The organism is Haloarcula halophila (assembly GCF_029278565.1).
GTDB classification, from domain to species: Archaea; Halobacteriota; Halobacteria; order Halobacteriales; family Haloarculaceae; genus Haloarcula; species Haloarcula halophila.
Genome location: NZ_CP119559.1, coordinates 2,499,824 through 2,518,798, shown reverse-complemented (window position 1 = coordinate 2,518,798; position 18,975 = coordinate 2,499,824). Strand labels below are relative to the sequence as shown.

General features: G+C 66.9%; 21 protein-coding genes. 11 read left to right on the top strand and 10 right to left on the bottom strand.

Going from position 1 to position 18,975, the window contains the following annotated elements:
- Positions 1-17 precede the first annotated feature (17 nt).
- Positions 18-536 (top strand): magnesium transporter, encoded by a 519-nt coding sequence (locus P0204_RS13230; protein ID WP_379801890.1) that lies wholly within the window; start codon positions 18-20, stop codon positions 534-536.
- On the opposite strand, the gene P0204_RS13225 is transcribed toward P0204_RS13230, so the two are convergent.
- The gene (locus P0204_RS13225) at positions 537-2,672 is read right to left on the bottom strand and encodes a PAS domain S-box protein (protein WP_276179959.1); all 2,136 of its coding nucleotides are present in this window, start codon (positions 2,670-2,672) and stop codon (positions 537-539) included. It abuts the gene before it with no gap.
- An 82-nt stretch (positions 2,673-2,754) separates the two neighbouring features.
- On the opposite strand from P0204_RS13225, the gene P0204_RS13220 reads away from it, so the two are divergent.
- Positions 2,755-3,777 carry a nucleoside recognition protein gene (locus tag P0204_RS13220; protein WP_276179957.1) on the top strand — a complete coding sequence of 341 codons (1,023 nt, stop codon included), beginning with the start codon at positions 2,755-2,757 and terminating at the stop codon, positions 3,775-3,777.
- Here P0204_RS13220 and P0204_RS13215 read toward each other — a convergent pair.
- Complete coding sequence (locus P0204_RS13215) at positions 3,762-4,496, bottom strand: GNAT family N-acetyltransferase (RefSeq protein ID WP_276179955.1); 735 nt, start codon at positions 4,494-4,496, stop codon at positions 3,762-3,764. The two genes, P0204_RS13220 and P0204_RS13215, sit on opposite strands and share 16 nt — an antisense overlap.
- 72 nt (positions 4,497-4,568) lie before the next feature.
- Positions 4,569-5,462 carry a CBS domain-containing protein gene (locus tag P0204_RS13210; RefSeq protein WP_276179953.1) on the bottom strand — a complete coding sequence of 298 codons (894 nt, stop codon included), beginning with the start codon at positions 5,460-5,462 and terminating at the stop codon, positions 4,569-4,571.
- Between the two features lie 105 nt (positions 5,463-5,567).
- Between P0204_RS13210 and P0204_RS13205 the strand changes: the two genes are divergently transcribed.
- The gene (locus P0204_RS13205; protein WP_276179951.1) at positions 5,568-6,551 is read left to right on the top strand and encodes a lamin tail domain-containing protein; all 984 of its coding nucleotides are present in this window, start codon (positions 5,568-5,570) and stop codon (positions 6,549-6,551) included.
- Between the two features lie 102 nt (positions 6,552-6,653).
- Complete coding sequence (locus P0204_RS13200) at positions 6,654-7,709, top strand: molybdopterin-dependent oxidoreductase (protein WP_276179949.1); 1,056 nt, start codon at positions 6,654-6,656, stop codon at positions 7,707-7,709.
- Here the strand turns inward: P0204_RS13200 and P0204_RS13195 are convergent.
- The 5 genes from P0204_RS13195 to P0204_RS13175 form a co-directional block, all read right to left on the bottom strand.
- Positions 7,706-8,323, bottom strand: coding sequence for an HAD family hydrolase (locus P0204_RS13195; RefSeq protein ID WP_276179947.1), 618 nt, complete (start codon positions 8,321-8,323; stop codon positions 7,706-7,708). The genes P0204_RS13200 and P0204_RS13195 overlap by 4 nt on opposite strands.
- Positions 8,320-8,736, bottom strand: a complete 417-nt coding sequence (locus P0204_RS13190; protein ID WP_276179945.1) for an RNA-binding domain-containing protein — start codon at positions 8,734-8,736, stop codon at positions 8,320-8,322. The genes P0204_RS13195 and P0204_RS13190 overlap by 4 nt, the downstream gene beginning before the upstream one ends.
- On the bottom strand, positions 8,733-9,293 hold the full coding sequence (locus P0204_RS13185) for an AAA family ATPase (RefSeq protein WP_276179943.1): 561 nt from the start codon (positions 9,291-9,293) through the stop codon (positions 8,733-8,735). Before P0204_RS13185 ends, P0204_RS13190 begins: the two co-directional genes overlap by 4 nt.
- Positions 9,294-9,325: 32 nt before the next feature.
- Positions 9,326-10,168 (bottom strand): polyprenyl synthetase family protein, encoded by an 843-nt coding sequence (locus P0204_RS13180; protein ID WP_276179941.1) that lies wholly within the window; start codon positions 10,166-10,168, stop codon positions 9,326-9,328.
- A gap of 176 nt (positions 10,169-10,344) precedes the next feature.
- On the bottom strand, positions 10,345-11,454 hold the full coding sequence (locus P0204_RS13175) for a helix-turn-helix transcriptional regulator (protein ID WP_276179939.1): 1,110 nt from the start codon (positions 11,452-11,454) through the stop codon (positions 10,345-10,347).
- Positions 11,455-11,610: 156 nt separating this feature from the next.
- Between P0204_RS13175 and P0204_RS13170 the strand changes: the two genes are divergently transcribed.
- The 6 genes from P0204_RS13170 to ftsY all read left to right on the top strand — a co-directional run bounded on the left by P0204_RS13170 (position 11,611) and on the right by ftsY (position 15,789).
- Complete coding sequence (locus tag P0204_RS13170) at positions 11,611-12,849, top strand: DUF7096 domain-containing protein (RefSeq protein ID WP_276179937.1); 1,239 nt, start codon at positions 11,611-11,613, stop codon at positions 12,847-12,849.
- Positions 12,850-12,899: 50 nt separating this feature from the next.
- Entirely contained in the window at positions 12,900-13,253 is a 354-nt protein-coding gene (locus P0204_RS13165; protein WP_276179935.1) for a DUF5658 family protein, read from the top strand.
- A 200-nt stretch (positions 13,254-13,453) separates the two neighbouring features.
- A complete protein-coding gene (locus P0204_RS13160; protein ID WP_276179933.1) occupies positions 13,454-13,615 on the top strand; it encodes a hypothetical protein in 162 nt (53 codons plus the stop codon).
- 284 nt (positions 13,616-13,899) lie between these two features.
- Positions 13,900-14,073, top strand: a complete 174-nt coding sequence (gene rpl18a, locus P0204_RS13155; RefSeq protein ID WP_276179931.1) for a 50S ribosomal protein L18Ae — start codon at positions 13,900-13,902, stop codon at positions 14,071-14,073.
- Positions 14,073-14,546, top strand: coding sequence for a prefoldin subunit alpha (pfdA, locus tag P0204_RS13150; protein WP_276223282.1), 474 nt, complete (start codon positions 14,073-14,075; stop codon positions 14,544-14,546). The genes rpl18a and pfdA overlap by 1 nt, the downstream gene beginning before the upstream one ends.
- A 7-nt stretch (positions 14,547-14,553) precedes the next feature.
- A complete protein-coding gene (gene ftsY / locus P0204_RS13145) occupies positions 14,554-15,789 on the top strand; it encodes a signal recognition particle-docking protein FtsY (protein WP_276179929.1) in 1,236 nt (411 codons plus the stop codon).
- A gap of 75 nt (positions 15,790-15,864) precedes the next feature.
- Here ftsY and P0204_RS13140 read toward each other — a convergent pair whose 3' ends face one another.
- Entirely contained in the window at positions 15,865-16,032 is a 168-nt protein-coding gene (locus tag P0204_RS13140) for a hypothetical protein (RefSeq protein WP_276179927.1), read from the bottom strand.
- A gap of 391 nt (positions 16,033-16,423) precedes the next feature.
- Here P0204_RS13140 and P0204_RS13135 point away from each other — a divergent pair, with 391 nt between their 5' ends.
- A complete protein-coding gene (locus P0204_RS13135) occupies positions 16,424-18,355 on the top strand; it encodes an archaea-specific SMC-related protein (RefSeq protein ID WP_276179925.1) in 1,932 nt (643 codons plus the stop codon).
- Here the strand turns inward: P0204_RS13135 and rdfA are convergent.
- Entirely contained in the window at positions 18,352-18,960 is a 609-nt protein-coding gene (gene rdfA / locus P0204_RS13130) for a rod-determining factor RdfA (protein ID WP_276179923.1), read from the bottom strand. The two genes, P0204_RS13135 and rdfA, sit on opposite strands and share 4 nt — an antisense overlap.
- Positions 18,961-18,975: the final 15 nt, after the last annotated feature.

Here is an 18,975-nt window from a genome sequence, read left to right as displayed (position 1 = left end):
CGGGCATCCTCAGGACGATGCTCCCCGTCCTGGCGGTCCTGACCGCCATCGAGTTGGGGAGCGGGCTGGTACTCGATACCTTCGAAGGGACGCTGTTGCAGTACCCCTCGCTGCTCGTGTTGGTCCCGGTGACCATCGGGATGGCCGGGAACCTCGGGAGCGTCCTCGCCTCCCGGCTCTCCACGGCAGTCCATCTTGGACTGGTCTCGTTCTCGCCGGCCGACGACCGGCTCGGGGGGAACGCCGTCGCCACCGTCGCCCTGGCGCTGACCGTGTTCCCGCTGGTCGGTGCGGGCGCGTGGCTGTTACAGACGCTCCTCGGCGGTGCCCGCCTTCCCCCCGGTACCGTCGTCGCCGTCGCGACCGTAAGCGGCGTCACGCTCGCCGTGCTCGCGGTGCTGGTCACGACGGTGACGACCTACGCGGCCTACCGGTTCGAACTCGACCCCGACGACGTTGTGATCCCGGTGGTCACGAACGTCTGTGACGTGCTGGGCGTGCTGGTGCTGTTCGGGGTCGTCCGGCTGCTCGTGTAGTCACTCGACCGTCGGGAAGGAGAGTTCGACGGTAGTCCCCGGGCGGTCCTCGCGGACGGTGACGCGACCGCCCGAGGCCGTGACGATCCAGTTGACGAGCCACAGGCCGAGGCCGGTCCCGTGTTCCAGGGGTGTCTCCCCCTCCCCGACCAGCGCGGCGCGCTCGTGGTCCGGGAGTCCCGGCCCGTCGTCCGCGATGACGACCCGCGTGGTCTCCCCGTCGACGACGACCCGTACCTCTACTGTGGGATCGGAGACGTGTGTGAGCGCGTTCTCCAGCAGTTCGGCGACGGCCCTCTCGACGATCGGCGTGGCGACGACGGGGGCGGTCTCGGGGACCGCCAGGTCGACGCGGTCGGGAGCGGCCTCGGCGCGCTCGCGTCCGGCCCGGACCTGTTCGACGAGATCGACCCGCTGTTTCGTCGGGCGATCCCGAAGCAGCGTCTCGGCGCGGTGGGCCTGTTCAGCGGCGCTCAGGAGCTTCGAACCGGCCCGCAGTATCCGCTCGGCTCCCTCGCGGGACGGCTCGCTGTCGGCCGTCTCGACGATGTGTTCCGCCTGTGCGAGCACGACCGTGAGTCGGTTGCGGACGTTGTGTCGGAGCACGCGGGAGAGCACCGAGAGGCGCTGTTCGCGCAGCGTCTCCATCGAGATGTCCCGGCCGATGCCCGTCAGTCCGATGACCTCGCCGTCGGCGTCGGTGAGTTGGCTCCCGGTGAACTCGTAGGGGATGCGGTCACCCTGTTTGGTCAGCAGTGCCGACCGGGGCGTCCGGTCGGCGTCCTCGGTGATGACAGCGTGGATGTTCTCGGCGATGTACTCGTGGTCTTCGGGCGGGATGACGTTCACTGCCGGCATCCCGTCCAGTTCCTCGTCGGTGTAGCCGGTCACCTCGGCCATCCGGTCGTTCCACTCGGTGAAACAGCCGTCCGTATCGAGCACGTAGAAGACGTCCTGGAGCGTATCGATGACCGCCCGGACGAACTGGCGCTCCGATTCGAGTTCCTGGCGGCGGTCGATCCGGTCGGTGATGTCACGGACGATACAGACCAGTCCGCCGTCGTCGAGCCGGGTCAGCGATAGCTCCTGCGGGAACGTCGACCCGTCGGCCCGCCGACCCCGTGCCTCCCCGCGCCACTCGCCGTCCCGCTGGACCGTAGGCATGACCTCCTCGCGGAACTGTTCGGTCTGGTCCTCGTCGTACAGCATTTGCCAGTGTTCGCCGACGAGATCGTCGGTGTCGTAGCCGTAGATGTCAGCGTGGGCCTCGTTGGCCAGGACGTACCGGCCCTCTTCGTCCAGCAGTGCGACCCCGTCCATCGACTCTTCGAGTGCCGTCGCCAGTCGGTCGAGCCGTTCGACCCGCTCGTTCTGCTCGGAGATGTCCCGAACCACGGCGGTAAAGCGGTATCCGTCGTCGGCCTCGCGCTCGCCGAAGGAGACACCCAGTGGGATCTCGGTGCCGTCGCGGTGCCGGCCGGGCAACTCGATCCAGTCCCAGTCCAGCGCCCGCTCGCCAGTGGTGAGGTAGTCGGCGACCGCCGCGTGGTGAGCGTCGTGGAACCGCTCGGGCATGATCGTCGTGAGCGGTTCGCCGACGAGTTCCGCGGGCGTGTACCCGAAGAGGTCGGCGACAGCCTCGCTGGCGTACTGGACGATACTGTCCTCGTCGATCGTCAGGACGGCGAAACTCGTGTTCTGTGTCAGCGACTCGAACCGGGCGGCGGCAGCACGGGTCTCGCGTGTGACCTGGGCGTTCTCGACGGCCGTCCGGATGCGATGGGGTAACAGTACCCGTCGGTCCTCGTCGTCGGCCACCACGCAGTCGGTCGCACCCGCGCCGAGGGCGGCCTCGGCGATTCCGGCGGTGCCGCCCGTGACGACCAGCCGCGGGACCTCGGGTGCCGTCGCCGCCGCCCTCTCGACCAGCGCGAGCGAACCGTCGTCCTCGTCCCGGCAGACGACCACCAGGCAGTCGACTGCGCCGTCCCCGAGGGCTGTCAGCGCCCGGTCGGCGTCGGTAGCCGTCGAGACCGCGATTCGGTCGCTCTCGAACCCGGATTCGACGGCCGACGCCACCGACGGTCGGAGATCGACGTAGTGTACGTCGATCACCGCGGACGCCCCCTCGTCCATGGCAGAACGGGACGGTGCCGAGTAGGGAAAACATTCCGGTCGAACCGACGACCCTTTGCGCGCGCCGGGCGTACGGCCGACCGTGCCTGTGCTGGTCGATCTGCTGGCAGACGTCGCCGTCCGCGTCCTGCGGATCACGGTCTTCCTCTCGCTGGGCGTGTTCCTGGCGAACCTGGCGGTGGCGTTCGGTCTCGTCGAGAAGATCGCCGTCGTCTCCCAGTATCTCACCGCGCCGGCGAACCTCCCCGACGAGGTCGGGACCGCCATCCTGACGACGACGGCCTCGCCGACCGCCGGCTACGGGATGCTCGCCGACTTCCGGGAGTCCGGGACACTGGACGACCGAGCGACGCTGGTGGCCGTGACCATCAACACGTTCTTCGGGTTCGCCCAGCACATCGTCACCTTCTACGCGCCGATCCTGATCCCGATCCTCGGGCTGCGGGTCGGTCTGTTGTACGTCACGATGCGCGGACTGGTGGCGCTGGCGATCACGCTGACGGGGATCGCTGCCGGCCGCCTCCTGCTGGACGGCTCGAACATCGGGACCGCGGCGAGCACGGCCGCCCCCGACGGGGGTCACGGTGACGCACTCGACGAGGGACCGGCGACCCGTGAGGCAGCCGTCCGGGAGGCCGTCGGCGAGACCCGGGAGAAGGTCCGGGAGATCCTGCCGCGCCTGGCGGCCATCTACGTCGTCGTCTCGCTGGTGGTCGCCTACGCCGACACGATCATGGCAGCACTGGGACAGGGCGGGACGACGGTGACGACCGCTGCCGACGGGGCCGCGAGCGTGCTGGGACTCCCGGGGGCGGCGATCCCCGTGGTAGCGGCGTTCGCACTCGACACCACCAGCGGGGCGACGGTGCTCTCGCCGCTGGTCCGCGACGGGACCTTTACCGCCCGGACCGCCGTCGCGACGATGCTCGTCGGCGGGATCATCTCCTTTGCCGTCTCGACGTTCAAGCGGTCGATCCCGTTCCAGTACGGCATCTGGGGCCGGGAGTTCGGCTCGAAGGTCATCGTCGTCAACACCGGACTGAAGATCGTCTGGATCGCGCTGGCGCTGGCGGTGTTGCTCGTGCCCGACTACTCGATGGTGTAGGCCATCATCACCTCGTCGACGAGATCGCCGTCGATGGTGTAGTGGTCCTTCCGGATGCCCTCGGTGTGCCAGCCGTGGTCGTCCAAGAACGCCAGCGCCCGCTCGGAGCGCAGCGGGACGGAGTTGTACAGTTTCCGGTAGCCGTTGGCCCGCGCCCAGTCGGTCCCCCGTTCGAGCAGTTGGCTGCCGATCCCCTGGCCGCGGGCGTCGTGGGCGACCCCGACGGTCAGTTGGGCGGTCCCCCGCTGTGTCTCGACCTGCGGGAGGTCCAGGTGACACCACCCGACGATCTCCTCGTCCTTCGTCGCCACGAAGAAGACGCGTGACTCGACGGTGTTGTGCCGCGTGATCGCGTCCTCGTAGAGCAGTTGCTCGGCGATGCTCTCGGCGATGACGTAGGTCCCGCCGGCCGAGACGTCCCGGATCAGATCGACCAGTCCGTCGAAATCCGCCGGCCGGGACGGGCGGATGACGTACGTCTCCGTGCCGGTCGTGTGAGACTCGACGGCACCGATATCCAGCGCGAGCGACAGTTTCCCGCCTTGCTCCTGGAGATACCCCTTCGACAGCAACTGGTCCAGCGTCTCGTCGAACTCCGCCGGTGGCAGCCGGATCGCCTCCCGAACCCGCTCGCGCGTCGCCGTCCCGTGGCGCTCGACGTACTGGTACAGTTCGCTGGCCGTGTCCGACTCGAACGTCGGTCGTTCGATGGCATCCATACCCATGGTATTTGTTCGCACCCGCATAATCGTTATCGTCCGCTAACAAGAACCGTCGTCTCGGCCCGAGAGTCACCCGGAGTCGGGGATAGGGTCGGAGATGACCACCGCGACGCCCTCGACGACGCTGTTGCCCTCGGCGTCGTCGACTGCAGTCGTCAATCGGAAGCGGTCGTCGGTGATCCGTTCGACGACCTCACAGTGGGCGGTGACGCGCTCGCCGATGTCGACCGGGCCGCGGTAGCTGACTTCCTGCGAGAGGTAGATGGTCAGTCCCGGGAGCCGCGCCAGGGCGGCACTGATGAGCCCCGAGACGAGCGTCCCGTGGACGATCCGCCGGCCGAAGCGGGTTCCGGCTGCGAACTCTTCGTCGAGGTGGAGGCTGTTGGTGTCGCCGCTGGCCTCGGCGAACGCTTCGACATCCGCCTGATCGATGGTCTTGCTGAACCGAACGTGGTCGCCGACGTCGATACCGTCGGCGACGCCGTAGCTCTCGAACTCCCAGTCGTCGCGCTCGTAGCTGGTGTCCGGTCGCTCGAACCGGCTCCGCTGGGACTGCGTCTCGGTCGTCGGCTGTGGATGCTCCATGTGCGGGAGGTAGTTCGAGATGTCCGTCGTCGTCACGATACCGAGCAACGTTCCGTCCTCGACCACGGGGAGTTTCTTGATGCCGTGGGTCCGGAGCCGTTCGACTGCCTCCTCGACGGTCGCGTCGGGACCGATGGTCACCAGCGCCGTCGACATCACGTCGCCGACGGTCAGCGCCCGGGTGTCCCCCTCCGCGGCGGTGACCGCGACGATATCGCTCTCGGTGATGATGCCGACGCTCTCGCCGTCGGACTGGACGACGAGCGAACCGATCCCCTCGTACCGGAGCCGCGCGGCGGCGTCGACGATCGCAGTTTCGGCCGTAACGGTCCGAACAGGTGTGTTCATCAGATCCCGGACGGGCAGGTCGACGAGCATGCGTACCGTTTCCACACACGGTCGCGGGGAATAACTGCCGGTTGCCAAGCCGGTCGCCCGCGGCGGCCCGGCAGGTTTGTGTTCGTGGCTCCCCTCGACCCGGCAATGCGAGTCCCTGCGGTCGTCTGCTGTCTCCTGCTCGTCGTCGCCGGCTGTAGCGGCCTCTCGACACCGGCCAGCCCAGCAGTCGATTCCACCACGACCGGCGAGCGAGCGACGGCGACGAGTTCGGCGACGGGGACGGCCGCCGACATCTCCGTCCCCGAGGCCGCCGTCAGGGTGTCCGTGACCGCCGTCGTCGACGGGGATACGATCCGGATCGAGTACGCGAACGGGACGACCGACACCGTCAGACTCGTCGGCGTCGACACCCCGGAAGTCCACGCCGAGAACGACCCGCCGGAGTTCGAGGGCGTCCCGGACACGACGGCGGGGGCGACCTGCCTCCGCGAGGCCGGCGTCGACGCCTCGAACCTGGCCAAGGACCGCCTCCTCGGCCGGACGGTGGGGCTGGCGTTCGACCCGAACCTCGACCGGCGGGGCTACTACGACCGGTTGCTCGCCTACGTCGTCGTCGAGGACCGCCTGTTCAACTACCGGCTGGTCCGGAGCGGGCACGCGCGGGTCTACGAGAGCGACTTCACCCGGAGAGCGGCCTTCGACCGGGCCGAAGCGAGCGCCAGAGGAGCGGGACGGGGGCTGTGGCAGTGTGCCGACGGCGGGACACCCGTCGCCGACGGGGGGACCGTCACCGCCGGCGAGTCGGAGCTGGCGATCACCGCCCTGGCGTACGACGCGCCCGGTAACGACAACGAGAACCTGAACGCCGAGTCGGTGACGGTCACCAACCGTGGGGACGAGTCGCTCTCGCTCGACGGCTGGACGGTCAGCGACGAGGCGGCCCACCGTTACACGTTCGCGGACCTGACGCTCGCGCCCGGCGCGTCGGTCACGCTCCACACCGGCAGCGGGACCGACACGGAGACCGACCGCTACTGGGGGCGTGACGGCGCGGTCTGGAACAACGGCGGCGATACGGTCACCGTGCGGGACGCGTCGGGGACGGTCGTGCTGGAACGGTCGTACTGAGCGAGGCGACGAGCCAGTGGTATCCTCTGGCGGGGAAGACAGGGGGACGCAGTACTGCGCGCTCGCCCGGCAGTATTTGTCCGTCCGGCGCCAACGACAGGTATGGACTACCGGCGGTTGACCCCCTCGCCGCGGGCCGTCGACTGGGGCCTGCTGGTCTCGGTCGCGACGTTGCTTGCGACCGGCGTCGCGACGATGTTCACCGGAACCCCCGCGACCGCCTGGGTCGTCGACCTCCACGCCGTCGCCGGCGTCGTCCTCGTCGTTCTCCTCCCGATGAAACTCTGGCGGGTCCGCCACCGCGTGACGCCCGACCGGCTGACCGCGCCGCGGGTACTCTCGGTACTGCTTGCGGTCGACGCCACGGCGGCCCTGGCCACGGGGGCCTGGTGGATCTTCGGCGGAACGCTGGATCTGGGTCCGTGGGGACTCTTCCACCTCCACGTCGGCCTGGGCCTGCTCGTCCCGCCGCTGTTGCTGTGGCACCTTCGCTACCGGTTCCACACCCCCACCCGACGGACCGTCGGCGGCCGGCGCAACGTCGTCGCCTACGCCGGCGTGCTCACCGCGGGGGCACTGACCTGGCGCGTCCAGCAGCCGATCAACGACCTGCTGGGGACCGCCGGCGCGGATCGGCGGTTCACCGGCTCCCGCGAGGACGGCAGCGGCGACGGCAACCAGTTCCCGGTGACCAGTTGGGTCGCCGACGACCCCGACCCAGTCGATCCACGGGAGTGGTCACTGGCGGTCACGGGTCGGGTCCGTACTCCGAGCGAGTACGCCGCCGACGAGGTCGGCCCCGCCGCCAGCGAGGACGCATTGCTGGACTGTACGAGCGGTTGGTACTCCGAACACGAGTGGCGCGGCGTCCGGGTGGGGGACCTGCTGGACGCCGCCGACGCCGACGAGGCCGCCGCCTGGGTGCAGTTCCGCTCGGTGACGGGCTACCGCTGGAGCCTCCCCATCGAGGAAGCCCGGGAGGCGCTGCTGGCCACCCACGTCGACGACGAACGCCTCTCCCACGGCCACGGCTTCCCACTGCGGCTCGTTGCGCCGGACCGCCGCGGGTTCCAGTGGGTGAAGTGGGTCACCGAGATCAGGGTGAGCAAGCGCCGCGAGGTCGGCGAGTGGCTGGCGATCTTCGTCAGCGGCCTCTAGACCATCGCCCGCAGCGTCGCCCAGAACGAGGGGCCGTCGGTTTCCTCGTAGTGGATCGGGACGAACCCGGCCCCGCGGGCGCCCACCACGTCGGCCTCGGAGTCGTCACCGACCATCACGTACTCGTCGGCGGGCAGCCGCTCGCGGAGAAGATCGAACGGGGCCGAGTCAGGCTTGTGGGCACCGGCCTCGTAAGACGTGACGACGGCGTCGAAGGACTCCGCCAGGCCGTGGTGGGCGAGTTTGCCGAGCTGCCAGTCCCGGGTCCCGTTGGTGACGAGACCCAGCGGGCCGTCGGCGGCGAGCGCGTCGAGGCAGTCGGCGGCGGCTTCGGGGACCGTCGTCGTCGCGTAGGCCCGTTCCCGGAGCGTCTCGACCATCGCCTCGGGGTCGCCGTCCCGCCCGGTCTCGTCGAGGACGGCCCGCATCGACCGTTCGAACGGGTTCGGTTCGAGGGCGTTCTGGGCCGCCCGGAACCGCTCCTGGGCTGTCGTCACGATCGCGTCGTCGGCCTCGATTCCGTGGTCCGCGAGGACGGCCCGGGTGACCGTCTCGTGGGGTGCTGTGCGATGGACCAGCGTCCCGTCGAGGTCGAAACAGACCGCGGTAGTCATTCAGTGTCGACAGGGGTGCCGTCCTCGGTCGGCGGCGCGACGTAGTCGATGTACGATTCCGCGTCTGGCTCCCGGACGATCACTTCGACGTGGATGTCGCCCAACTCGGAGGGGTCGCCGACGGCGAAGTTCACCCGGCCCTCGAAGGCCGCCTGCTTCTTCAGGTCGAAGGCGAAGCGATCCCCCGAAAGCGAGTCGAAGAACACGGAGCGGGCGGTGTCGAGGATCTCGTACTCGTGGAGTAACTGCGAGAAGCCGTCCATCGTGTGGACCTCGGCGGCCAACTCGCCGGGCCGTTGCTCGGGGTCGGCTTCGGGGAAGAGGGTCCGGACGGCGTCGGCGACCCGGTCAGTCACTTCGGTGTCGTTGACCGGGGCGGCGATGCGGACGTCGACGCTGTAGACGGCGCTCATGCCAGTCCCTCCGGCCCCTCACGTAAGAGCGTGCGGACCTTCCGCTGGAAGGCCGTCAGCGTCTCCGTGTTCTCGATGGTGAGATCGGCCATCTCGATCGCCTCGCCCATCCCGAAGCCCAGTTCCCGGTCGTCGCGCTCTTCCAAGGACTCGCCGCCGTCGTCGGCACCGGCGTCACGACCACGCAGGTCCAACCGCTCGGCGCGCAACTCGAAGGGGGCGTCGATCTCGACGAGGACGAACGCCTCGCCGAAGGCTTCCCGGAACGCCTCGACCTCGGTGTCCGACCGGATACCGTCGACCAGCACCGTCTCGGCGTCGTCGAGGTTGTCCTCTATGATCGGCAGGGAGCGTTCGGCGATGGCACCCGGGCCGTTCTCCTCGCGCAGGGCCTTCGCGACCGTCCCGTGTTCGGTGGCCGGGTCGAGGCCACGTTCGCGACACTCCGCACGGATCACGTCGCCCATAGTCACGACGGGGACCCCCCGGTCGGCGGCGACGTTTGCCGCCTCGCTCTTGCCGCTGCCCGGCAGCCCGACGATACCGATGACTGTCATTGGCGTGGGTTGGCCAGCGGCGGGCAAAAGCCCTACCGTTCGCGTACGACGACGAACTCCGCGAGGTCCTTCAGGTACTCCAGAGACTGGGAGTCGGGCGCGTCGACCGTCGCCAGAGCCTCCAGAGCCGCGTCGGATTCGTCGCGAGCCCGCTGGTTTGCCTCCTCGGGGGTGAGCTCCGTCACCTCGACGAGCGAGGGGCGTTCCATCTCAGCGTCGTGGCCCGTGGGCTTGCCCAGCGTCTCCGCGTCGGCGGTGGCGTCCAACACGTCGTCTCGCATCTGGAAGGCGACCCCGACACGCTCGGCGTAGGTCCCGACCGCCTCGACCGTGTACGGGTCGGCGTCGGCGGCGATCGCACCCAGTTCCGCGGCCGCCCGGAACAGCGCGCCGGTCTTGCGCCGGGCGAGTTCCATGTACTCGGTCTCGTTAGCGGGCTGGGCGATCAGTTCGGTCGCCTCCCCTTCGCCGAGTTCGACCATCGACTCCGCGACGGTCTGCATCGCCCGCTCGTCGGCCGAAAACAGGGCGAAGGCCTCCCCGAGTAGCCCGTCGGAGGCGATGATCGCCGGACCGTGGCCGTACTCGGCCCACGCGGCCGGGGTGCCACGCCGGAGTTCGGACTCGTCGATGATGTCGTCGATGACCAGCGAGGCGTTGTGGACGAGTTCGATGCCCACGGCGTAGTCGACGGCGTCGGCCGGATCACCACCCAGACTCTCACAGACCAGCACCGCGACCGTCGGTCGGACGCGCTTCCCGCCTGAGAGCGCGACGTGACGGATCTGCGCTGCTAGCTCCGTCGGCTCGACATCGTCGAGGACGTCTCGCAACCGCTCCTCGACGCGGTCACGTCGCTGCTCTAGATACTCCATCACCTCCCGGTTAGGACCACCCCGAAAAGTACCTGACGACACATGACGCCGGCGGCCTCCCCGAGGCCATCCGTGACCGGTCCGCGCTTCGCCGATCTCGCCTCGATGCTCACTATCGGCGTCTCGCCGAGCACCAGACGAGTGACGCGAGAGCGGGAGAGCGCGGTAACGACCGCTTACTCGTCGAAGTCGGTGATATCCTCGTCGGGGAACGAGATGAGGTTCTCGCGGCCGATCCGGAGCTTGTCGATCCGACCCTCCTCGTCCATCGACGAGAGGAGTTGGGAGACTTTCGCGTTCGACCAGCCGGTCTCCTTGACGATTCGGGCCTGTTTCATCCGGCCGCCGTTTTGCTCCAGCAGGCGCTCGACCCGTTCCTCGTCGCTCAGCAGTTCGGTGTCGATCCGCTCGGTCGAGTCCTCGCTCTCGTCGTCGGTATCGGCCGTCGGCGGCTGTCCATCGTCGTCGGGACCGGACGGCTCCGTAGCGGGTTCGTCGCCGGTCCCCTGCCGGGTCATGTATCCGACGACGGCCACGACACCGACGACGATGATCGCGATGCCGAGCCACAGCGGGACGCCGCCGGCGAAGGGGCCATCCGGATTCGCTGTCGGTGTTGCCGTCGGTGTCGCCTGATCGCCGGTGTAGACTATTCTGAGCGTCCCGGGGTCGAACGTCCGTGGCCCCTCGAACCGGAGCTGTCCGTTCTCGACTCCGACGGGGGCGCTGTCGACGCCGTAGCCCGTCGGCGGCGAGATGATGAACGTGTCGTTCTCCCCGAGACTGCGGAACCAGGTCCCTTCGGTCGTGTTGAACGCGTCGTCGATGACGAGCCGGTCGTTCTCACTGGTCGCGAAGTTCGTCCAGGTGAACGACAGCGTGAGCGTCCCCCGGTTCCCGTCGACGTCGTAGGATCGATCGACACCGGTGATGTTCATCTGCCGGCCGGTGGCGTCCGTCGCCGCGCGGTTCGCCCGACGAAACGCCACTAGTTGCCCGGTTCCGGTCTCGCCCGCGGCGTAGTCCTCACCGAGCGACCGGAAGGTCTCGACTTCCGTTGAACTCTCCAGGGCGTAGGTCTGCGTTACGGTCCACTGTGCGTCCCCGTTCGGTCTGAGCTGGAGTTCGATGACCGTCGACTCGGAGATCACCTCGTCCGTCGGTGTTGGCGTCGACTGTTGGGGGGCGATCGGCGCCGGGCTTGCAGCCATCGCTGTCGCCGCCGGTGCGAGCAACAGTGGCGCAAGCAGGAGGGCAAGGAGAGGACCGGATAGCCGCAGGGACATTTTCCAGACGTGAGTCCACAGCCCGTGGGGAAAACCCTTTCCATCCGGGAATAAAACATCAACGCCCCTTGTGAAACGTCTCGGCGCCTCTCAAGCACGGATATCCAGTATGTGAATGTGGGGAATTTTTGTATTCCGGCGCTCTATCCGGCACCGATGCGACGCCTCCCCGCTCTCCTGGGTATCCTCCTCGTGGTGGTCGCCCTCGCCGCCCCGACCACACAGGGAGTGGTACCCACACAGACGGCGACTGCTGCCGACGGAGACAGTCTGCCCCGTGTGACGACGGTCGACAACCTCACTAACCATCTCACGATCCCCGACGAAGACATCGAGCAATCCGAGTACGGGACGACCGGGATCGACGTCGGTGCGGCCGTCTCGCTCACCTCACAGCGGCTCCACCGTGAACATGATGCGCGCACGTTCGAGCAGCGGTTCTTCAGGGCCAACAACGAATCGGCTCGAACTCGGCTGGTCCGGTCGGAGCTAGACAGCATCGAACAGCGTCAACAGACGCTTCAACAACGCCAACAGCAGCAACTCCAGCAGTACGCTGACGGCTCGGCATCCGTCGAATCGGTCATGCGAACGCGTGCGCTGATCGACGCCGAAGCGCGAGAACTGGCCCGGACGCTCGATACGATCGACCGGGTCGAACGGACCGAACCGACCTTTACGATGACGAGCGGGCAACAGACCCGCCTGGAGAACATCAGAGGGGAGATCCGCGTCCTTCGGGGCCCGGTTGGCGAGCGGCTCGGCCAAACGTTCACCGGCGAAACCCAACCGAACGCCGTGTACGTGATGGCATCCACACAGGATTACATGTTTGCGACGACAACCGGCCAGTCGTACATCCGGGAGACACATCTGGCGAGCGCACGCGATCCGACGGCGGACGATCAGTTCGTCACGAGTAACTCCGATCCACTCCGAGCGGCTAACACCCGCGCTGAGGTCCTCTATCCGTGGCTCTACTCCCAGCAGCTCCCCAGCGTCAACACCTTCGGCACCAGCAGCATATATCGGTTGACCGCCAATCACCCCAGCGGCCAACTGACGACCTATATCGACGGCGGGACGACGGACGTGTTCCACGAGTCCCAGCAGTTGCAACTGTCGACGATCAGGACCAGCGAGACGCGGGTGACAGTCAACGAGTCGGTCCGCCTCGAAGTGACACGGACCTACGAGACCGGACCGATCCACGTCGCCGTCCAGAACAACGACACGGGCGAGCCAGTGACCGGAACGGTCGCCGTCGGCGACCACCAGGTCGGAACGACCGACAACAGCGGGACCCTATGGACAGTCGAACCTCGCGGCAGTTACTCCGTGACTGTACAGACCCAGAGCGGGACAAACGTCTCCGTCGCGGTCCTGCAGAACTGAGCCCCGACCTCGTGGCTTTTTGAGGCGGCCGGACGATACTCCGGATACCGGTGGGGCCGGATCACTCGTGGATCGACGGTGTCGGACGGGTACCCAGCAAGCGACAGCTCTCGGAGAACCACGCCGTCCTCTGGACGGTCGTCATCCTGGCCTCGCTGTTCGACGTGGTCACCACGATGGTCGGCCTGGGAGTGGGGCTGGCCGAGGGGAACGCCGTCGCCCGCGCGTTCATCGATACCTACGGAGCGCCGGGGATCGGCCTCCTGAAGTTCAGTGCGCTGGTGCTGGTCGTCACACTGTGGGCGCTCTTCGACGACAACCGGGCGACCGTCGTCCTCGCCGTCTTCGCCGTCGTCTCGCTGGTGGTCGTGGCGCTGAACGCGCTGACACTCGCCAGCGCGTAGCTACTCGGCGGCCGGGTTGGCGATGATGTCCCCGCCGCATTCGGGACAGAACGCCCGCAGTACGTCTGTTCCGTAGTCACACTTCCGGCAAACGAACGGGTGCTGGGCCGTCTGTGCCATATCGAACCTTGCTCCTCACTACTGTTAACTATTGTCACTATACCGGGTCGGTTTTAGCGGTCCCGAAACAAACCCATCGCATGGCTGCCACACACCAGTGTATCTGCGGGAAGGCCATCCGGTACCGGCAGGATCTCACCGTCGACCGGAGCGGGACCACACGGACCTGGGCGTGTGTCGACTGCGGGACGCCGGTGCCCAGCGGCGTTGCGGAACGGATCGGTCACCAATATCCGTCCTGAACGGGGCGATCCGCTGGGAGCGAGAGCGCGCCAGCAGTCGCAACCGAGTGCCGAGGGTAGCGCAGTGCTCTGTGGAGTCCGCGTACGCTGTTCACAGGGATGAGGAAAGGTGGGGTGCGAATGGAGCGGAGGGGACACCACGACGCCGTTTCCCCGCGAGTGCGGCGAAGCCAGGTCTCCCGGCCGATATCGCTCGATTCTTGCAGTTTCGGGTCGCACCGCGACCTCCGCAACAAAAAGGCGGAAGGGGAAGATACTTCCCTACCCTGCCCACACCAGAAGGTATGAGCACGTACACTGTTCGCGGCAGTTTCCCGGCCCGAGACGGGCCTCAGGAGTTCGAGAAGGAGGTCGAGGCACCCAACGAGGATGTCGCCCAGGAGCGCGTCTACAGCGACTTCGGCTCCCAGCACAACCTCAAGCGTACACAGATCACCATCGACGAGGTGGCAGCATGATGGGTGGCGGCGGCGGTGGCGGCGGCGGCGGCCAGATGCAGCAGCTCTCCCAGGAGATCGAGCAGATCGAACAGGAAGTCCAGGCCATCGACGACGAGATCGAGCGCCTGCGCGAGAAGCAGACCGACATCGACGACGCCGTCGAGGCCATCGAGACCCTCGAAACCGGCTCGACGGTCCAGGTCCCGGTCGGCGGCGACGCCTACATCCGCGCGACGGTCGACGACATCGACCAGATCGTCGTCTCCCTGGGTGGCGGCTACGCCGCCGAGCGCGACCAAGACGGCGCTATCAGCACGCTAGAGACTAAAAAGGAGACCCTGGACGACCAGATCGAGGAGCTCCAGTCCGACAAGGCCGAAGTCGAGACCGAGAAAGAGGAACTCGAACAGCAGGCCCAGCAGATGCAACAACAGCAGATGCAGCAGATGATGCAACAGCAACAACAGCAGGAAGGCGCCGACGACGAGTAAGGCCGCCATGTTCGACGGACTGAAAGACAAGCTCAGTAGCTTCACCGACGACGTCGAGGAAGACGTCGACGAGGAAGCCGACGAGGAGGGGCTCCCAGAGGAACCCTCCGACGCCGATGTCGAGGCAGAAACCGACAACGGAGTCCCTACTGCGGCCGACGAGACGGCGAGCGCGGACGCCGCCGCGACGACGGACACGGCAGAGACGGCAGCCGTCGAGGGGTCTGTAGCTGACTCCGACGAGGCGCCTCAGCCGACCGAGACAGCCGCAAGCGAGTCGTCAGTGCCCGAGTCCGAAGCAGCCGAGACTGCCGAGACTGACGAAGCTGATTCCGGGACCGGGGACGACGACAGCAGCCGAAGCCTCACGGAGAAGGCCAAGATCGTGGCCACCGGAAAGACGGTCATCGAGGAGGAGGACCTACAGGGCCACCTCGACGACCTGGAACTGGCGCTGCTGTCCAGCGACGTGGAGATGGGCGTCGCCAACGAGATTCTGGAAGGCGTCAAGTCGAACCTCACCGGCGAGACCCGACGACGCCTCTCCAGTACGGGCAACATGGTCCAGGACGCGGTGCGAGAGGCGCTGTACGACGTCATCAGCGTCGGTCAGTTCGACTTCGACGAGCGCGTGGCGGCGGCCGACAAGCCCGTCGTCATCGTCTTCACCGGCGTCAACGGTGTCGGCAAGACTACGACGATCGCCAAACTCGCCCAGTACTTCGAGGACCGCGGGCTCTCGGCGGTGCTGGCAAACGGCGACACGTACCGGGCCGGCGCCAACGAGCAACTCCAGAAACACGCCGAGAACTTGGACAAGAAGGTCATCGCCCACGAACAGGGCTCGGACCCGACGGCGGTCATCTACGACGCCGTCGAGTACGCCAACGCCAACGATATCGACGTGGTGCTTGGCGATACAGCGGGTCGGCTCCACACGTCCGACGACCTGATGGCCCAACTGGGGAAGATCGATCGGAACATCGACCCCGACATGACGCTGTTCGTCGACGAGGCCGTCGCCGGCCAGGACGCGGTCAACCGCGCCCGGGAGTTCGACGACGCCGCCGAGATCGACGGCGCCGTGTTGACGAAAGCCGACGCCGATCCACAGGGCGGAGCGGCGATCTCGATCGCCCACGTGACCGGGAAGCCGATCCTCTTTCTGGGGACCGGCCAGGACTACGACGACATCGAGCAGTTCGATCCCGAAGCGATCGTCGACCGACTGCTCGGAGAGTAAGAACGGTCCTGTCGGTAGCTATCGGTCACGTTCGATAGCCGGCGAAAACGACTTCGACAGGGGAAGCGGTCGGTTTTAGCTGTTGTACGTATCCGGGATCAGTACGACGCCGTGGGTTTCGAAGAGGTCGCTCACGACGGCTTCGATCCGGTCCAGGTTCGGGGGAACCGCGACCGCTGGGAGGTAGAAGTCGTGCTCGTCAAACTCGTCTTGGTTCGTCTCTGTGTGCTCTGTGACGCTCATCGTATCTCTCCGTTGTACCCGACCACGCATCACGGTTGGGGCGTACAACTGCGGGTATTTATTACGCAGAATTATACACGATCGTTAATGGATTTCGATGGGGCGACGGGCGGCGCCGTACCCGCCCGGACGGTACCGGCTCTGCCGATAATCGTTAAATGCGTACGTGGAAAATTCAACGTGTTTAACTTTGATCCGACTGACCAAACGGACACGATAGCTTCGCTGGGCCGATAGGTAGAAGACGCAACTGCGCGGCTCGCACCGAAACGCACTAGACGAGGACGATGACAGCAGTGTATTACTGTATTCTCCGCCAACACCGCTGCCCCGAGGAAGGCAAGCGGCCCGCTCCGAGAACTACTCCCAAGTGTGACACGCGACTACAACGATGACCGAACAGGAAATCGACCAAGTGTACGACACCGGAACCACACCACGATTGACGATTCGCAACGTCGGGGGAATCTCCGCGGCGACGGTCACGCTCGGACCGGGAATCACCCTGGTTGCCGGCCGGAACGCGACCAACAAGTCGTCGCTTCTCAGATCGCTCGCCGGCGTCCTCGGCGGTCCCGTGCCACCGGTCAAGAGCGACACTGACACCGGCTCCGTCGAGATGACGCTGGGGTCCGAGACGTACCATCTCGAACTGGCTCGCGACGGACGGGAGACGAGAGTGACCAGTGCGAAGCCGTACTCCGAGGCGGCCGACCGGTGTGAACTCTTCGTCACGCTGACCGAGACGAACCCGATCCGGCAGGCTGTCCTCGCCGGCGACGACCTCTACGACTTGCTCATGCGGCCTGTCGACACCGACGAGATAGCGGCCGAGATACGGCGGCTGCAGGCCGAGAAAGACCGGCTCGACGACAGATTGGACGAACTCGACGCCATGGAGGCCCGGCGCTCCGAGCTCCGCGAACGGCGGACCACACTCGAAGCCGACCTCGACGAGGTCGAAACCGTACTCGACCGGAAACGGGAGACCGTCGCCGACATCGAGACGGACCTCGGAGGGCAAAGCGACGGAACCGAGGAGTCGGACGAGCGACGCGCCGAACGGACCCAGATCAGGAACCGGCTGGAGACCACCGCCGACGCCATCACCTCCCTCGAAGCGGAACTGGAGACGGTGACGGCGGAGTTGGAGGAGATCGGACCGGACGACACGGACACCACGGTCGCGGAACTGGAAGCCGACCTCGAAACCCTCCACCAGCGGAAACAAGAACTCACGTCGACGGTCAACGCGCTAGCCCCGCTCGTGGAGCTGAACACCCGACTGCTCGACGACGGACAGCGGGTCCCCGAGGCTCTCCAGTCAGACGACATCACGGCCGATCTCGATCCATCGACGCGGACAGTGTCGTGTTGGACCTGCGGGAGTTCGGTCGAGCGGTCACAGATCGAAACGCAGGTCGAGACCGTTCGGGAACTCCTTCAGGACAAACGCAACCAGCGTGACACCGTCACGGAGCGCATCCAGCTACTGACAGAGCGGAAACGCGAGCTCGAACGGCAGCGAACGGAGCGCGAGGAGCTACGCGACCGGCGCGCAGAGCTACGCCAGGAACTCGCCGAGCGCCGGGAGACGCGGTCGGAACTGGAGACGGAACTCGCCGAACTCGAACAGGAGATCGAGGCGTCACGGACGGACGACCCCGCATCCGGTCGGGAGGCGAAACTGTCCGAGTACTACGACGAGATCACCGATCTGGAGTACGAACGTGGCCGGCTCACGACGGATCTCGACGACGTCGAGGCGGAACTCGACGACATCGAGAGGGCGCTCTCGGAGCGACCGACCGTCGAACCCCGGCGCGAGACGGTCGCGGCGGAGCTCACCGACCAGCGCGAGCGCATCGTGCGCCTCGAACGCGACCTCGTCGACAGGTTCAACGAGGAGATGCAGGCGGTTCTCGACACGCTCGGCTACGGGGCCGTAGAGCGGATCTGGTTGGAACGCCGTGGCGGTGACACGGACGAGGTGACGGCCGACGCGACGTTCGACCTCCACGTCGTGCGCTCGACCGACGAGGGGGCCGCCTACGACGACACGGTCGAGAACCTGAGCAAGAGCGAACGGGAAGTGATCGGACTGGTCGTCGGTCTCGCGGGGTATCTGGCCCACGACGTCGGCGAGGAAATCCCGTTCATCGTCGTCGACGCCGTCGAGATGTTCGACGCCGAGCGCATCCGCGGGCTGGTGGAACAGTTCAGCGACCACGCCGAGTACGTCGTCGCGACCGTCCTCCCGGAGGAACACGAGCGACTGAACGGGGCGTACGACAGCATCTCGACGGCCACACTCGACAACTAGTCCCGGCTCGGTTCGCCGCCACAGGAACAGCCACCGCGATCCAGCAGGCGGGTGAACGAGTACTCGTCGTTACACTCGGAACACGTGACCCGGAGGCTCACGGTGACGGAGGGAGCCGGGATCGTCAGCGCTCCCGAACGCACGAGGCGTTCGATCGTCCGGTGTGCGACCGACTCGGTGCGTGAGACGAGTTTGAGGACGGTGGTCCGGGCGTCGTCGACCGTGAGCGTCGTCTCGCGCTCGGTCGGCGTCTCCAGGCAGTCGTTGAAGTGGGTCCGGACCGTCTGGTAGCTCACGAAGTCGTCTGCGAGGGATTCCGGATCGATACCGTTGCGTCTGAGCTTCGACTCCGCGTCGACGCGCTTGCCGGCGCTCACGTCTGTCCCGGTCAACAACCGATAGAGGTTCGCCGCTTCGCCGTCGACCGTCTCGGCCTGTGCCCGGTCGAGGGCCGCGGCGACGACGGATTCGTTGAAGTAGGTTTCGAGGTCGCGGAGACTGTCACCGGCCGCCCGTCGCGCCCGCAGTCGTCGGTCGATCCCCTCCAGGTCCCACTTCGCCGCGACCCGGTCGATCTTACAGGTCGGCTCCGACTCCGCTGTCATCCCGGGCAGATAGCT

Bases quoted from the DNA above. Each gene is read 5' to 3' on its own strand.
- P0204_RS13190 (WP_276179945.1), bottom strand. From the start codon at position 8,736: ATGAGCGCCGTCTACAGCGTCGACGTCCGCATCGCCGCCCCGGTCAAC.
- P0204_RS13135 (WP_276179925.1), top strand. From the start codon at position 16,424: ATGACCGAACAGGAAATCGACCAAGTGTACGACACCGGAACCACACCA.
- P0204_RS13200 (WP_276179949.1), top strand. From the start codon at position 6,654: ATGGACTACCGGCGGTTGACCCCCTCGCCGCGGGCCGTCGACTGGGGC.
- P0204_RS13215 (WP_276179955.1), bottom strand. From the start codon at position 4,496: ATGGATGCCATCGAACGACCGACGTTCGAGTCGGACACGGCCAGCGAA.
- P0204_RS13225 (WP_276179959.1), bottom strand. From the start codon at position 2,672: ATGGACGAGGGGGCGTCCGCGGTGATCGACGTACACTACGTCGATCTC.
- P0204_RS13210 (WP_276179953.1), bottom strand. From the start codon at position 5,462: ATGCTCGTCGACCTGCCCGTCCGGGATCTGATGAACACACCTGTTCGG.
- rdfA (WP_276179923.1), bottom strand. From the start codon at position 18,960: ATGACAGCGGAGTCGGAGCCGACCTGTAAGATCGACCGGGTCGCGGCG.
- rpl18a (WP_276179931.1), top strand. From the start codon at position 13,900: ATGAGCACGTACACTGTTCGCGGCAGTTTCCCGGCCCGAGACGGGCCT.
- P0204_RS13180 (WP_276179941.1), bottom strand. From the start codon at position 10,168: ATGGAGTATCTAGAGCAGCGACGTGACCGCGTCGAGGAGCGGTTGCGA.
- P0204_RS13175 (WP_276179939.1), bottom strand. From the start codon at position 11,454: ATGTCCCTGCGGCTATCCGGTCCTCTCCTTGCCCTCCTGCTTGCGCCA.
- pfdA (WP_276223282.1), top strand. From the start codon at position 14,073: ATGGGTGGCGGCGGCGGTGGCGGCGGCGGCGGCCAGATGCAGCAGCTC.
- P0204_RS13170 (WP_276179937.1), top strand. From the start codon at position 11,611: ATGCGACGCCTCCCCGCTCTCCTGGGTATCCTCCTCGTGGTGGTCGCC.
- P0204_RS13185 (WP_276179943.1), bottom strand. From the start codon at position 9,293: ATGACAGTCATCGGTATCGTCGGGCTGCCGGGCAGCGGCAAGAGCGAG.
- P0204_RS13195 (WP_276179947.1), bottom strand. From the start codon at position 8,323: ATGACTACCGCGGTCTGTTTCGACCTCGACGGGACGCTGGTCCATCGC.
- P0204_RS13205 (WP_276179951.1), top strand. From the start codon at position 5,568: ATGCGAGTCCCTGCGGTCGTCTGCTGTCTCCTGCTCGTCGTCGCCGGC.
- P0204_RS13140 (WP_276179927.1), bottom strand. From the start codon at position 16,032: ATGAGCGTCACAGAGCACACAGAGACGAACCAAGACGAGTTTGACGAG.
- P0204_RS13230 (WP_379801890.1), top strand. From the start codon at position 18: ATGCTCCCCGTCCTGGCGGTCCTGACCGCCATCGAGTTGGGGAGCGGG.
- ftsY (WP_276179929.1), top strand. From the start codon at position 14,554: ATGTTCGACGGACTGAAAGACAAGCTCAGTAGCTTCACCGACGACGTC.
- P0204_RS13160 (WP_276179933.1), top strand. From the start codon at position 13,454: ATGGCTGCCACACACCAGTGTATCTGCGGGAAGGCCATCCGGTACCGG.